General features: G+C 72.4%; 11 protein-coding genes. 6 read left to right on the top strand and 5 right to left on the bottom strand.

Annotated features, from left to right (window positions below; genetic code table 11):
- Positions 1–137 precede the first annotated feature (137 nt).
- Positions 138–992 carry an HAD family hydrolase gene (locus ACYVD5_RS19490; protein WP_461002518.1) on the bottom strand — a complete coding sequence of 285 codons (855 nt, stop codon included), beginning with the start codon at positions 990–992 and terminating at the stop codon, positions 138–140.
- 113 nt (positions 993–1105) lie between these two features.
- Between ACYVD5_RS19490 and ACYVD5_RS19485 the strand changes: the two genes are divergently transcribed.
- Positions 1106–1993, top strand: coding sequence for a hypothetical protein (locus ACYVD5_RS19485; protein WP_461002517.1), 888 nt, complete (start codon positions 1106–1108; stop codon positions 1991–1993).
- 204 nt (positions 1994–2197) lie between these two features.
- Here the strand turns inward: ACYVD5_RS19485 and ACYVD5_RS19480 are convergent, their stop codons facing one another.
- From ACYVD5_RS19480 to cofD, 3 genes are all read right to left on the bottom strand, one after another.
- A complete protein-coding gene (locus ACYVD5_RS19480; protein ID WP_461002516.1) occupies positions 2198–2863 on the bottom strand; it encodes a lytic polysaccharide monooxygenase auxiliary activity family 9 protein in 666 nt (221 codons plus the stop codon).
- 256 nt (positions 2864–3119) lie between these two features.
- Complete coding sequence (locus tag ACYVD5_RS19475) at positions 3120–4439, bottom strand: coenzyme F420-0:L-glutamate ligase (protein WP_461002515.1); 1320 nt, start codon at positions 4437–4439, stop codon at positions 3120–3122.
- A complete protein-coding gene (gene cofD / locus ACYVD5_RS19470) occupies positions 4436–5410 on the bottom strand; it encodes a 2-phospho-L-lactate transferase (RefSeq protein WP_461002514.1) in 975 nt (324 codons plus the stop codon). The genes ACYVD5_RS19475 and cofD overlap by 4 nt, the downstream gene beginning before the upstream one ends.
- A gap of 383 nt (positions 5411–5793) precedes the next feature.
- Here cofD and ACYVD5_RS19465 point away from each other — a divergent pair, with 383 nt between their 5' ends.
- The 4 genes from ACYVD5_RS19465 (at position 5794) to ACYVD5_RS19450 (ending at position 12873) form a co-directional block, all read left to right on the top strand.
- A complete protein-coding gene (locus ACYVD5_RS19465; RefSeq protein WP_461002513.1) occupies positions 5794–7344 on the top strand; it encodes a hypothetical protein in 1551 nt (516 codons plus the stop codon).
- Positions 7345–7587: 243 nt separating this feature from the next.
- A complete protein-coding gene (locus ACYVD5_RS19460; RefSeq protein ID WP_040272150.1) occupies positions 7588–7875 on the top strand; it encodes a WhiB family transcriptional regulator in 288 nt (95 codons plus the stop codon).
- A 268-nt stretch (positions 7876–8143) separates the two neighbouring features.
- Positions 8144–11443 (top strand): glycosyltransferase, encoded by a 3300-nt coding sequence (locus ACYVD5_RS19455; RefSeq protein WP_461002512.1) that lies wholly within the window; start codon positions 8144–8146, stop codon positions 11441–11443.
- Positions 11440–12873: a DUF5719 family protein gene (locus tag ACYVD5_RS19450; protein WP_461002511.1), complete on the top strand. Its 1434-nt coding sequence runs from the start codon at positions 11440–11442 to the stop codon at positions 12871–12873. The genes ACYVD5_RS19455 and ACYVD5_RS19450 overlap by 4 nt, the downstream gene beginning before the upstream one ends.
- A 245-nt stretch (positions 12874–13118) precedes the next feature.
- Here ACYVD5_RS19450 and ACYVD5_RS19445 read toward each other — a convergent pair whose 3' ends face one another.
- Positions 13119–13544, bottom strand: a complete 426-nt coding sequence (locus ACYVD5_RS19445; RefSeq protein ID WP_461002510.1) for a metallopeptidase family protein — start codon at positions 13542–13544, stop codon at positions 13119–13121.
- 128 nt (positions 13545–13672) lie between these two features.
- Between ACYVD5_RS19445 and ACYVD5_RS19440 the strand changes: the two genes are divergently transcribed.
- Positions 13673–14086, top strand: coding sequence for a DUF3499 domain-containing protein (locus tag ACYVD5_RS19440; protein ID WP_461002509.1), 414 nt, complete (start codon positions 13673–13675; stop codon positions 14084–14086).
- Positions 14087–14153 lie beyond the last annotated feature (67 nt).

Genomic DNA, 14153 nt, shown 5'->3' with positions numbered 1-14153 from the left:
AACACCGGCGGTGCGCTGAGCCGACGGCGTACCGCGGGCACACAGACCAACCAGGATGAGCGGTGCTGGAGGCCTTCGGGGGGAGCCTCCGGCACCGCTCTCGTTTGTACCCCCGGGGCGGGGTGGGGCCGTGCGGTTCAGCCCTGCAGTTCCCGCAGTACGGTTTCGGTGTCGGAGAGGTCGGCGAGCACGGTCGCGGCGCCCGCCGCGCGCAGTTCGGCCGCGCCGACCAGGCCGGTTGCCACGGCCAGGATGCGGGCACCGCCGTACAGGGCGGCCCGCACGTCGTTGGGGGAGTCGCCGACCAGCACCGTGGTATCTGCGGTGAACGCGGTGCCGGTGGCCTCTCGGACGCGGTTGCGGGCGATGCCCACGAGCTCGGGGCGGTCCATGTGGTCGTCGCCGTAGCCGCCGAGGGAGAAGTCGACGTACTGGTCCAGGCCGAAGGCGGCGAGCTTGCGTTCGGCGTTGCTCCGGGTGTTGCCGGTCAGCAGCGACGAGACGGTGTCGGGGTCCGCCGCGCAGCGCTGCAGGGCCTCCGCGGCGCCCGGCAGTACGCGGCCGCGTTGGGCGAGTTCGGCGGTGCGGGCCTCGAACATCGCGTCGTGGACGGTGAGGAACCGGGCAAAGGAGTCGCCGGTGGGTACCAGTCCGTTGGCGAGTTGGGTCTCGTGGAACCACTGCCACTCGGTGCGGCCGGGACCTCTGGTGTCGGTGTGTGCGGCCAGCCCGCTGAACCGGGCGAAGGCTGCGGAGAACACCTCGGCGCCGAACCCGTCGACGTCGATCAGGGTCTTGTCGATGTCCCACAGCACCAGGCGCTTGCCCACTCGGATCCCCCTGCAGTCCTCGCGCGTTTTGCGGTGCGGGCGGTCCGCCGTTGCCGTGCCGGCGCCGTTGCGGTCGGCGCCCGTGCGCGCCAGCCGCCACGTTAGCCCACCGGTGCGTTGCGTGCCGCGCACCACCCCCTCCCACTGGACAGGTGCGCCCACTCTGAGGATAGGCTTACCTATCGACCGCTTGCCTGCCGGTCGGCGGCGCCGCCTCCCGCGCTGCCGCGGGCCGCCGGCCGCCGCGTCCCGCCGAGAAGCGAGAAGGAGGTCTGATGCCGGGCAGCCACCCGCTCGCCGGGGTTGTGGACTGGATCAACGAGCGCGACCTGTACTTCAAGACCGACCTGCTGGCCGCGCACGACCCCGAGCCCCAGGGTGCGCAATGGCTGCGGATGGACCGGATCCCCGAACACGTGCCCGCGCTCCTGGACCGGATGAGCGAACAGGCCTGCCAGGGCTACCGCATTTCCGCGTCCGCGTTCCTCGCCGGCGATCTGGGCCGCCAGGTGCTCACCTTCGCCGCCATGTCGGCCTACCTCACCGGCCGGGTGCCGCACTTGGCCGCGCACCTGGTGTGGGTGCGGGTCACCGAGTCCGGCAGGTTGGACCGGATGGCCCTGCGCCAGGACACCACCGCCGTGCTGGACGGCGACCCTGCAGCCGGGGCCGCCGGAACGGCCGGGCATCCCGGAGTGGTGACCGCGGCCTCCGACCGCGACTTGGACGAGTGGTTCGTCGGCACCGCCGCCCGGACACTTGATCCCGCCGTCCACGCGATCCGCACCACCACCAGGTTCGGGCTGCGCCCGCAGTGGAGCCTGGTCGCCGACGCAGTGCACCAAGCGCTGCTGCTGGTCTCCAACGAGGTCGGTGCCGACCAGGCCGCCGCCTGGCAGCGGGCGAGTTCCATGGTCGAGTGCCTCAACGGCGACCGCTCGCGGGTCGCACCGCGCCAGCGGCCCTTCCCACTTGCGCTGGCCGGACGCCCCGCGCACCGGCCGGAGCGGATGTTCATGGTCGCCGGCGGCTGCTGCTTCTACTACCGGTTCTCCGGCGGCCTGAAATGCGCCACCTGCCCGCTGACCAGCGACGGCGAGCGCGAACGCCTGCTGCGCAGCCATTACGAAGCCCAGGCCCAACCTGGTACGGCAACCGCTTGAGCTCTGTTCGGGGGCGCGGTCACCGACCCTGCAGAAAGCCCGGAATTCAACGCTGGGACCGGCATTTCTGCATGATCGTCAATGGGAACCCGAGCGCGGGCCGGCCACCCGCCGGACGCCCGGGGGCATCCGGGGGGTGCGCCCGGTGCCGCCGGAGTGCGGAACCGGGCGCCGGGCCGGTCAGCTGATCGGCCGCGGGGTCGGTCAACCGAAGTCCACATCGGAGCAGAGGTAGTAGTTCTGGTCCATGTGGGAGGCCTTCCAGATCGTGAAGACCACGTGGCGACCGTCGTAGCCCGACGTGTTGACCGGGATGGTGGTCATCTCGGCCGGCGGGTAGCTGCCGGTGGTCTTGACCAGGTCCAGGTCGTCCCAGCCCAGTGCCTCGCTGGTGGGGTCGTAGCTGTTCTTGCTGACGTAGATCCGGAAGTAGTCGGCGCCGTGCTGCGCCTGGTCGTTGAGAGTCACGCTGAAGTTGTCGCTGACGTCGGTCGTCTGCCACTCGCCCGGGGTGTCCAGCGACGCGTAGCGGCTGTTCTGGGTGTGTCCGCCACTGCAGAGTTGGCCATTGGGGATGGCGCCCTCGTGGTTGTCGTTGACGTTGTTGCGGTACAGGCCCCGCCAGTTCCACATGGCGTTGGGGTTGTCCTGCCAGGCCTGCCAGCACATGGGGTCCTGCTGGGCCATGTCGGGGTTCTGGTGGTCGTCGCCCCAGCGTTCCCAGCAGCCGTAGTTGCGGCTGGCGGGGTCGATGATCGAGCCGTGGGCGGCGGCGCCGCCGGCCAGGGGGACCATGCAGGCCAGGGCGCCTGCGCAGGCGGCGGCGGTGGTCAGAGCACGCCGGGCGGCGGCGTGGGTGGTCGACTGCATTGCGCTGTCTCCGTTTCCCGGTTGGGGGATGGTCCGGTGGGCGGGAGCGCTCCCATGTACATTGGTAGTTACCCGCCGAAACCGGCGCGAAACACTCCGTTCCGGAATCTGCCGGAACTTTGCCCCGCCTCGCCGCCCGCCGGTACACGGATCTCCGGTGGCGCCCGGAGCCGGGTGCGCACCGTTGCGGCGCACCCGGCCCTGCCTTGGCCTCAGCCCGGCGCCGCCCCCGGCCGCGCCGTCCGGACACCGCGGCTCAGCGCACCTCGATGAAGGTGTCCGCCTTGCGTGGTGGCCGGTCCTTGGGGCGCTCGGCCGCGTGCCCCACGGCCACCGCGCCCATCGGCTGCCAGTCATCGGGCAGGTCCAGCACCGAGCGGACGATGTCGGGACAGAACATCGTCGAAGACACCCACGCCGAACCCAGCCCTTCCATGGCCAGCCCGACCAGCAGGTTCTGCACGCCGGCACCCATGGCCACCAGGAACATCGACCGCTCGGCGGCCGCGCGGCGCTCGTCGGGGTAGGGGTGGGCACCGTCGGCGACCAGGCACGGCACCACCAGGTACGGCGCGCCGCGCAGCACGTCGCCCCGGCGGGTGCGCCGCACGATCTGCTCCTCGCTGAAACCGTCGCGCACCAGGTCGGCCACCCAGGCCGCGAGCATGTCGTCCAGCAGCCGCGTACGTGTCTGCGGCGACTCCACCAGGACGAAGCGCCACGGCGTGGTGTGGTGGGGCGCCGGCGCGGTGACAGCGGCGGCCACGGCCCGGCGCACCGCCTCGGGATCGACCGGGTCGCCGGTGAACTCGCGGACCGTGCGGCGTGCGGGGACCACGTCGCGCGAACCGTAGCGGAACAGGTCCTCGTCGGCGGGCCGGACCAGCTCAGCGGCGCCCGGCCCGTCGTGGTCGGTGACCAGGTGGCCCAGGCCCCGCACGACGGCCACCGGCACACCCGCGGCCTTGCCCTTGACCAGTTCGCCGGCGGCGGTGATCTCGTCGGCGACCGCCGAGAGGGTCACCTCCAGCACGTTGCCGTGGGAGTCGGTACTGCCGCGCAGGTCCTGCAGCGCCCCGATACCCGCGGCCCCGATGGCCACGTCGGTCTGGCCCATCCGCCACGGCCGCCCGAACGTATCACTGAACAGCACCGCGACCCGCACGCCCAGCCGCGCCCGCAGGCCCGCGCGCAGTGCGCGCGCCGAGGCGTCGGGGTCCTCGGGCAGCAGCAGCACGCGCCCCGGCTCGACGTTGGACGAATCCACCCCGGCGGCGGCCATGACCAGGCCGGTGCGGGTCTGCACGATACGGGTGGAGCCGCGCCGGGCCACCACGCGGTCGGTCTCGGCGTCGATCGCGGACTCGCGGTCGGTCTCGGCGATGCGGCCCTCGGCCTTGCTGGCGATCTTGGAGGTCACCACCAGGACGTCGCCGTCGCGCAGATCGGGCGCAGCCGCGGCGACCAGTTCGGCGAGGTCGTCGCCGGGCCGGACCTCGGGCAGGCCGGCGACGCCGTGCACGCGCAGTTCCGCGGCGGGTCCGGGGGCGGGTTCGGCGCTCGGTGTCGGTGTCATGCCCGCTGTCCCTTCAGTTCCACCGCGAGGTCCAGGGCGGCCCGGGCGATCGCGGTGGTCGCCTCGGGGCCGCTCATGTACAGCGGCAGCGAACGAACGGCGACGCCGTCAACGGCCGCGCCCTCGTCGGCCTTGTCGACCAGCCACCCGTCCAGCAGGCTGGGGCCGTAGTGCTCGGCCACGGCCTGGGCGCTGGTCTGCACACCGATCGCCTGCAGGCAGGCGTCGGCCATGCCGCGCACCGGCGCGTCGCCGATGATGGGGGAGACACCCACCACGGTCGCCTGTTCGAGCGCCGCGCGCACCCCGGGCACGCCGAGGATCGAGCCGATGCTGACGACCGGGTTGGAGGGCGGCAGCAGCACCGCGTCGGCTTCGGCGATCGCCTGGAGCACACCGGGCGCCGGCGCGGCGTCCTCTGCGCCCGTACCGACTATCTCCCGGGCCGGCAGCGCGGCGCGGTGGCGGATCCACCACTCCTGGAAGTGGATGGCGCGGCGCCCCCCTGCATCGTCGTCGACGACGACGTGGGTCTCGACCCGGTCGTCTGTCATCGGCAGCAGCCGGACCCCCGGGCGCCAGCGGTCGCACAGCGCCTCGGTGACAGCGGACAGGGGGTAACCCGCGGCCATCATCTGCGTGCGGACGATGTGGGTGGCCACGTCGCGGTCGCCCAGCCCGAACCAGGTCGGCTGCATGCCGTAGGCCGCGAGCTCCTGTTTGACGGCGAAGGACTCGTTGTCGCGCCCCCACCCCTGGTCCTCGTTGATCCCGCCGCCGAGGGTGTACATCACAGTGTCCAGATCCGGACAGATGCGCAGTCCGAAAAGCGTGATGTCATCGCCGGTATTGCCGATGACCGTGATGGTGGGGTCGTTGTCGGAGGGGTCTGCGCCGACCCCGAGAGCTGTTTTGAGGCCGCGCAGGAAGCGTGCGCCCCCGATACCGCCGGCTGGTACGACTATCCGCATAGGCTCAAGTCTGGCAGGCTGTGCTGGTGTATGTGCCATGCTTCGCGCCGCGTGCGCAAAGCGGCGGACCCGGCGGCGCGCAACGACTCACCCCGCACCGCCTTGGGGCGGCCCCAGTGCGCCGGAGCCGGGAGTTTCGGTCCTGAGACACGGCCCCGGCGCAGTGCGGCGGCATAGATAGCATGCCTCGGCCGGATCGCCGACGGCATTGGGCCGCGAAAGCGCCGGCATCTTCCACACCGGGGTGCTTCCACGGCCCCGCCGGCCCCTGATCGCGCCCGGGCGGCGATTTCCGGGACGACCGCTCTTGACAATCCGTTGATATGCAAGCTTCCACCGGCGCGCGCGACGCGGCGGCGCGAAGCACCGGAGGGGAACCTCTCTTGAACAACGAAGCACTCAACCGCCTGCGGGTACCCGCTGCCTGGGCGCTGCTCAGTGCTGTGGGCCTGCACATGCTCGGCGGCCTGATCTACATCTTCGGCCACGGGGTCACCTACGACGCCACGATCGTGGGCAACTTCAGCAGTACGGGGTCGTCGAACTTCTACAGCCCGCTGCTGATCGGGTTGCTCGTCGCGGCGGTCGTCCTGGTGGCCACGGCACCGGTGAAGACCTCCGTCAATTTTCCAGTGGTGCTCGTCGCGCTGATCATGACCGGCATCGCGGCCCTGATGGGCCTCATCGGCCTGATCATGGGTTTCATCAACGCCAACGAGACCGGTGAACTGGCCGACGGGTTCACCTCGTTCCTGTCGATCGCTGGCGAACTGGCCATCATCGCCATTGCCGGGCTCTTCATGATGCGGGTGTTCAGCGACCAGACGCTGGTCCCGCGCTCGGCTCCCCAGGGCGTCCCGATGGGCCAACCCGGGTTCCCGCCGCACACCGGCGGCCAGCAGCAGTTCGCGCCGCAGACCGGGGCCCAGCAGTCTTTCGCCCCGCAGCCCGGCTACGCCACGGGCGGGCAGCCCGCCTACCAGCAGCAGCCCCAACAGCAGGACTGGGGCGCCGCCCAGCAGCCGGCCTACGGTGGTGCACCTGCCGCCCAGCCGGGCATGTACGACCCCAACCAGTCGGGTGCTTACAGCAACCCGGGCCAGCCGGGCGGCTACGACCCCAACCAGCCGGGCATGTACGACCCCAACCAGTCGGGTGCTTACAGCAACCCGGGCCAGCCGGGCGGCTACGACCCCAACCAGTCCGGCGCCTACAACAACCAGCAGCAGTACGCCGACGTGCCGGCCGCCCAGGGCTACGCCCCGCAGGAACCGCAGGCCCAGCAGCCCTACGGCGGCGACCCCGCCCAGCAGCAGCCCTACGCCCAGGGCTGGGGCCAGCAGCCGGCCGACGCCTACCCGCAGTCCCCAGCGGGCCAGGACCCTTACCAGCCCGGCTACTCCCAAAGCGGCGGCCAGCAGAGCTACGGCCAGGAATGGCAGCAGCAGGGCTACGGGCAGACCTACCAGCCCGGCTACGACCCCTACAGCCAGCAGCCCTATCCCGGTACCGGCGGCCAGCAGCCGTACGCGACCGGCGCCGGGCAGCCCGATTACAGCGCCGGTACCGGCGGCCAGCAGCCGTACGCGACTGGGGCCGGCCAGCCCGATTACAGCGCCGGCAGCGGCGGACAGCCCGCCTACGGGTCGCCGTACGACCCCGCCCAGTACGCGCCCGCCCCCCAGCCCGGGGCCGACGCTGAGCAGGCGGCCCAGGACGCCATGCAGTACGGCTGGTACCAGCAGCCCGGCGAGCAGCCCGCCCCGGCGGCCGAACCGCGGCGCGACACGCCGCTGGATTCGTTCTTCTCCGAGGAGAGCGCCACCGAGAAGACCGCCCAGATCGACCCGGTCTTCGGGGCGGGATACGGCCAGCAGCACGGCGAAGGCACCGACACACCGCAAGGCTGGTACCGCGACGACGACCGCCGCTGACCTCTTCCGGTTCCGGCCGATCCGCCCCCGGCGCATTGGCCGCACGCGACAATTGCGTGGTAATCCACTGGATCCGACACGACGGGTAGACGCCCGGCGGTTGTTTGTTACATGATATTCAGGGGATTACCACGCAGTGCGCTTGACGTATAGCGACTCCCACGCGTGTAATTTTCAGGTGTGATTCCACCCTCCCGGGGGTCGAATGGGAGGGTACATCTAGGGGGGCAATAGGAGGTGCGCATGAGCGAGGTCATCCCGCTGGCGCACGGCGCAGACGAAGATCTGGGCTGGCAGGAGCGCGCCCTGTGCGCGCAGACCGACCCCGAGGCGTTCTTCCCCGAGAAGGGCGGCTCGACGCGGGAGGCGAAGAAGGTCTGCTTGTCATGCGAGGTGCGGGCGGAGTGTCTGGAATACGCGCTGGAGCACGATGAGCGCTTCGGCATCTGGGGGGGACTCTCCGAACGCGAGCGGCGGCGGCTTAAGAAAGCAGCCGGCCAGGATTTCGATTTCCTCGCCGACATGCTGTGACCGCGGCCGGCAACGCCGAACGCGTGCCCTGGGTTTTTGCCCGGGGCACGCGTTTTTTTATCCGCGCTTTACACTTTGGCTGGTAGAGGGGTGGCAATGTAAGTGCGGCGCCGGCCGTAACCGCCCGCCCTCGGCCGGGCGAAAGTGCACGTAAACGGTCGCAGGTGGCGTAAGGTGATCTGCCGACACCCCCGGCCGCGCAACGCCCCCCGCAGCACCTGCAGCGGCCGCCCGCCTTGACCTCGAACCCCGAGAGCGAACACCAGCCGTGCTACCCCTGGACCCGGCTCGCCACATCGTCACCGCCGTCATCGTCACCCACGACGGTGCCCGATGGCTGCCGGAGACCCTGGAAGCCGTCCGCGAGCAGTCACGGCCAGTGCAGCGCGTCACCGGAGTCGACACCGGAAGCCGCGACCGCAGCGGCCGCATCCTCGCCGACTTCATCGCCCCCGACGCCATCACCACGCTGGACCGCTCCACCGGCTTCGGCGACGCCGTACGCGCCGCCCTCGACCTCCCGCGCGCCCGCGCCGCCTTCCCCGGCGCCGCACCCGACGCCACCGAGTGGATCTGGCTGATCCACGACGACTGCACCCCCGAACCCGACGCGCTCCAGCACCTGCTGCTGGCCGCCAACGACGACCCCCGCGCAGCCGTACTCGGGCCCAAACTCCGCGACTGGTTCGACCGCCGGCTGCTGGTCGAAGCCGGCGTGACCATCGACGGGGCCGGGCGCCGCGAAACCGGCCTGGAAGCGCGCGAGTTCGACCACGGCCAGCACGACGGCACCCGGCCCGTGCTGTCGGTATCCAGCGCAGGCATGCTCGTCCGCCGCGACGTGTGGGACCAGCTCGACGGCTTCGACCGCGTCCTGCCCATCTTCCGCGACGACATCGACTTCTGCTGGCGCGCCGGCGGCGCAGGCCACCGCGTCCTCATCGTCACCGACGCGGTCGCCTACCACGCCGAAGCCGCCGCCCGCCGCCGCAGGCGCATCAGCGCCGCGAGCGACCACCCCCGGCGCCTCGACCGCCGCAACGCGATGCTCGTGCTGCTGGCCAACCTGCCGCTGGGCGGAATGGCCGCCGCATTCGTGCGCAACACGTTCGCGTCCGTGCTGCGGGTGCTGATGTACATCCTCGCCAAGCAGCCCGCCAACGCCTTCGACGAAGCCGTCGCCATCGGCGCGGTCTACCTCATGCCCGGCCGGCTCATCCGCGCCCGCCTGCGCCGCCGCCGCGACCGCAGGCGCACCTACAGCGCCATCCGGCCGTTTTTGGCCCGCGGCGTGGCGCTGCGGCAGTTCACCGACACCGTCGCCAACCTGTTCGCCGGCACCCCCGGCATCGACACCGCAGGCCGCCACCAGGCCGTCACCGCACCCCCGCCCGACGACGAAGACCCGCTCGACGACAACCACAGCCTGCTGCGGCGCGCACTGACCAGCCCCGGGCTGCTGCTGGTCACCACGCTGACCATCGTCACACTGGTCGCCGAGCGCTCACTGCTGTTCGGCGAAGGCCTCTACGGCGGCGCGCTGCCCCCGGTCCAAGGCGGAGCCGCCGACCTGTGGCGCCTCTACCTCACCGGCCGCCCCGATGTCGGCGCCGGAGCCGGCGCACCCGCCCCGCCCTATGTCGGCCTGCTCGCGCTGCTGTCCACCCTGCTACTGGGCGAACCGTGGCTGGCCGTCACCGTCATCCTGCTCGGCTGCGTGCCGCTGGCCGGGTTCACCGCCTACCTGCTGGCGCGCCGAGTCCTCAACTTCCGCCCCGCCCAGGTGTGGATGGCGGGCTCCTACGCGCTGCTGCCCATGGCCACCGGGGCGGTCGCCCAAGGCCGGCTGGGCACGGCACTGGTCCACGCACTCCTTCCCGTGCTGGGCATCCTGCTCACCCGGATGCTCAACCTCCCGCCGCGACAGTCGCGGCGCACCGCCTGGGCACTGGCCCTGTCCATCGCCGCCGGAACCGCATTCGTGCCGCTGCTGTGGCTGCTGGCGCTGGTCACCGGGGTACTGGTAGCGGTCGCCTTCGGCCACCTCGGCCGCCGCCTCTACGCCAGCCTCGCGATCGCCCTCGGCGCGCCCCTGGTACTGCTGCTGCCCTGGTCGCTGGAGCTGTTCCTGCACCCGTCGCTGTGGCTGCTGGAAGCCGGCCTCCACCGGCCGGAGCTGTCGGCGCCCCCGCCCAGCGCCGAACAACTGCTGATGCTCTCGCCCGGCGGCCCCGGCAGCCCGCCGATCTGGATCACCGCCGGATTCCTCGCCGCCGCACTGTTCGGCCTGCTGCTCCTGCGCCACCGCATGCTCATCGCCGCGGGCTGGAGCGTCGCCCTTTTCGGCATCCTGGTCGCCATCGTGGTCAGCCGCGTCCCCGTCGCACCCTGGTACGGCGGCCCCGCCGCCCCCGCCTGGCCCGGGGTCGCACTCGCCTTCGCCGCCACCGCGATGCTGCTGTCGGCGGCCACCGCCGCACAGTCCTTCGGGGTGATGTGGGCCATGGGCAGGCTGCGGCGCGTATTCGTCGTCGGCGCCGCCGCACTGGCCCTGACCACACCCGTGTGCGCCGCCGGCGTATGGATGTGGCAAGGCGCCCACGGGCCGCTGACCGGCCAGGGCGCACCCGCCATCCCCGGGATGCTGGGCGCCCTCAGCGGCGACGCCCGCCACGCCCGCACCCTCGTCATCTCACCCGAAGCCGAAGGCCCCGTGCGCTACGCGGTACTGCGCGGGCGCGAACCCCGCATCGGCGAAGGCCAGATCCCCACCTCCGAACCCACCCGCCTGGTTCTGGACCGGATCGTCGCCGGCATCGCCGCCGGACAGGGCGGAGACCAGGCCCGGCAATTGGGCCGGCTCGGCATCGGCTTCGTGCTCGTACCGCGCCCGCCCGCCTCCGACACCGGCGCCGCCACCCCAGTCGACACCCTCGACGGGGTGCCCGGCGTATCCCGGGTGCTGCTGACCGAACGGTTCGGCCTGTGGCGGCTCGACGAACCCACCGGGCGGCTGCGAGTCACCGGCGGCGGCGAAAACGCCGTCCTCAAACAGCAGAGCGGCGGCGACACCCCCGCAACGGCTTACACCGTGCCCGCGGGCACCGCCGACCGCACCTTGGTCCTGGCCGAACCCGCCGGCACCGGATGGAGCGCAACACTGGACGGCGAACCGCTGCCCGCCGGCGCCACCGACAGCGGACTGGCAACCTTCGACCTGCCCGCCGGCGGCGGCCGGCTGCAGCTCGACAAGTCCGACCCGCTGCGCCAGGGATGGCTGCTGGCCCAAGGCGTGCTGCTGGCCCTGGTCGCGGTCCTCGCGCTGCCGGGCGTACGCACAGAGGAGGATCTGCGCGAGGAAGCCGCCCAGCCCGCGCCGCGCCCGCGACGGCCGCGCCGCCCGCCGCTGTCGGGACTGCGCTCCTCCACCGGCGCCCGCGCGGCGGCCACCCGCGGCCACCGCAGCCGCGGAACCCGCCGCGCCGACGGCCGCGGCTCCCGGCATGCCGGCGACACACCCGGCACCCGCGGCGGCAACGGCGCGCACGGCGAAGGGAGCGACCAGTGAGACTGATCGTCGAGAACCGCTTCGCCCTGCTGGTCCTGGTCCTCATCGCGCTGACCGCACTGTTCGGCGTCGCCGCGGTCACCCGCACCGTCGGCGCCGAACCGGGCGGAGCCGAGTCCCCGGCCGCCGCCCCCGTCCAGTCGGCGCTGCGGATGTGCCCACCGCCCCAAGGCGACGACCGCACGACCCGCGCCGCGGCGCTGGCGACCGGCTCCGGCGGCAAGGGCGGCGGCCGGCTGTCGGCCGCCGAGAACACCGCAGACGCCGACACCGTCGGCGACCCCGCCGCGGCCGGGTCGCCGTGGAGCGCCGACACCAGCGGCGCCGAACAGTCCACCGCCGTCTCCGCCGAAGGCCCCTCCGCCGCCGGGCTGGACGTCACGCAGACCACGCTCGGCGATGAAGGCGCCTATGCCACCGAGGTCCGCTGCGCCGAGCCCGGTATCAGCACCTGGTTCGCCGCACCGGGCGGCACCGACCTGGAGGAACTGCGGCTGCTGCTGGCCAACCCGGACCAGGACGCCGCCACCGCCAACGTGGACGTCTACATCTCCGGCGGCCCCGTCTACTCCGACGAGACCCGCGGTATCTCCGTCGAAGGCCGCGGCAGCAGCGAGATCGAGCTGACCGACCTGATCCAGGGCAGCCGGGCGGCCGTCGTACACGTCCGCACGAACTCGGGCCGGGTGGCCCCGGCGCTGTTCGCCGACCGCGGCGGCAGCGGCCAGGACTGGGTGCCGCCCACGACCGCGCCGTCGCGCACCCATGTCATCCCCGCCATCCCAGCGGGCAAAGGCAACCGGCGGCTCATCGTCGCCGCACCCGGCGACACCCCGGTCACCGCCGACGTGCGGCTCTACACCGACGAAGGCCGCGTCGAACACGACACCCTGCAGGACCTGAGCGTGCCGCCGGCAGCGGGCGCCTTCCTCAGCCTTGAGGGGCCGCTGGGCAAACAAGCGGGCACCGCGGTGGTCAAGGCCGACCGTCCCGTGGTGGTGGGCGTGGCCGCATCGCGCTCCGGCGGCGACGACACCGCCTACACGGCCGCGGCACCGCCGCTGCAGGGCCCGCTGAACGGGACCGCCGTGGTCCCCGCCAACCCCGAGGACACCTTCACCCAGCTGGTCTTCGCCGCCTTGGACGGGCCCGCGACCGCTGTGGTGTCACCGTTCGGCGCGGACGGCGGCGGCGAACCCGAGCGGGTCAAGCTCAAGGCAGGGCGCACCACCGTCTTCGACGCGGCCCCGCCGGAGGACGCCCAGGCGTTCACGGTGCGCATCGACGGCGACCGGCCGGTCCATGCCGGGCGGGTGCTGACCCACGAGAGCGGGGGCAGCAGCGCCATGTCCGCCCTGCCGCTGCTGCCCGCACCCGCCGAGGTCGCGTTGCCGCCCGTGGAGGACTCGCTCACCGCGATCGTGGAGTAGCTCCCCTCGTTTACCTGGGACTGCACCGCGGCTGCGGGCACCGCGATTGCGCAGCGGCCGGTACCGGCCCCCGGAGGGAGCGGTCCGCTTGGCCCGCCTGGCCCTGGTGGACGGCGGCGGCGCGGCGGCAAGGCAACGACCGGCGTGGCTTGGGAACACCGAAACGCCGACGGGCGCTGGGCGCTGTCGGCGGTGCCCCGCGGAGGTGCTGAACACGCAAACGGGGGCGGCCCCGGTTCCGGCGGTCAGGTTTCGGGGTCGACGGTCTCAGGTTCCAACCCGAGCAGGTTGGCGACCTCCTCGACCACGGTGTCGTAGACGAGCAGGGCCATCTCCTCGGGCTCGCGGGTGCGGACCTCGACCGGCCTGCGGTAGACGATGATGCGCGCCTGCCCGGCACCGGCGGATTCCAACCGCGAGAAAGGTATGCCGTCCTCGGCTGTGACCCCGCGGGGGACCCGGGGGACGTCCTCGACCAGGAACTCGACACTGGCGAGCTCGCGCGCCCAATGGCGCTCCAAGCGCTCGACGGCATCGAGCACGAGGTCGTCGAAGACTTGCGCCCGGGTGCGGCTCATGGGTAGTTCAGGCGGCGCCAAGGGTCCGCGGACACCACGCCCGCGCCGGTCTCGACGTCGTACTCGGTCGGCTTGAGCCCTATCAAGGTGCACTCGTCGCACAGTCCGAGACTATGCCATCCGCGGCCGACTTGCAGCACCCGCGGCGGATCGCCTTCATCTGCAGGACACAGCGGAGGGACGCTGGCGTGCGGCGGGGGAAGGGCATAAGGTCGATGCCCGTGAGCGTCGTCCGACGCTGCTCGCGCACAGCGTGCCGGCAGCCCGCAGTCTTCACGCTCACTTATGTCTACGCCGACTCCACGGCCGTGCTCGGTCCGCTCGCCGCCTACGCCGAACCGCACTGCTACGACCTCTGCGCCATGCACGCCGATCGGCTCACCGCTCCCCGCGGTTGGGAGGTCGTGCGGCTGCCCGCCGACTCCTCCGCCGGCCCGCCCGGCAGCGACGACCTTGAGGCGTTAGCCGACGCGGTACGCGAGGCCGCCCGCCCGCCCGCCGCCGACAGCCCTGTCGGCCAAGGCGTCGAAACCAACCGGCGCGGACACCTGCGGGTGGTCAAATCCGCCGAAAACCAAACGCAGCACGATCCCCCCTCCGCACCGCCCTCCGCCCGGCCCGGCCACGACGCCTAACCCGGTGCCGCGGCGCTGCACCCCGGCCGGTGCCCGCACTGCGTTGCCACCCGGGATCCGCGGGCCC

This window comes from Streptomonospora sediminis, assembly GCF_054778995.1.
Note: the sequence above shows the minus strand (reverse complement) of the source record. Positions and strands in the feature narration are given on the sequence as shown.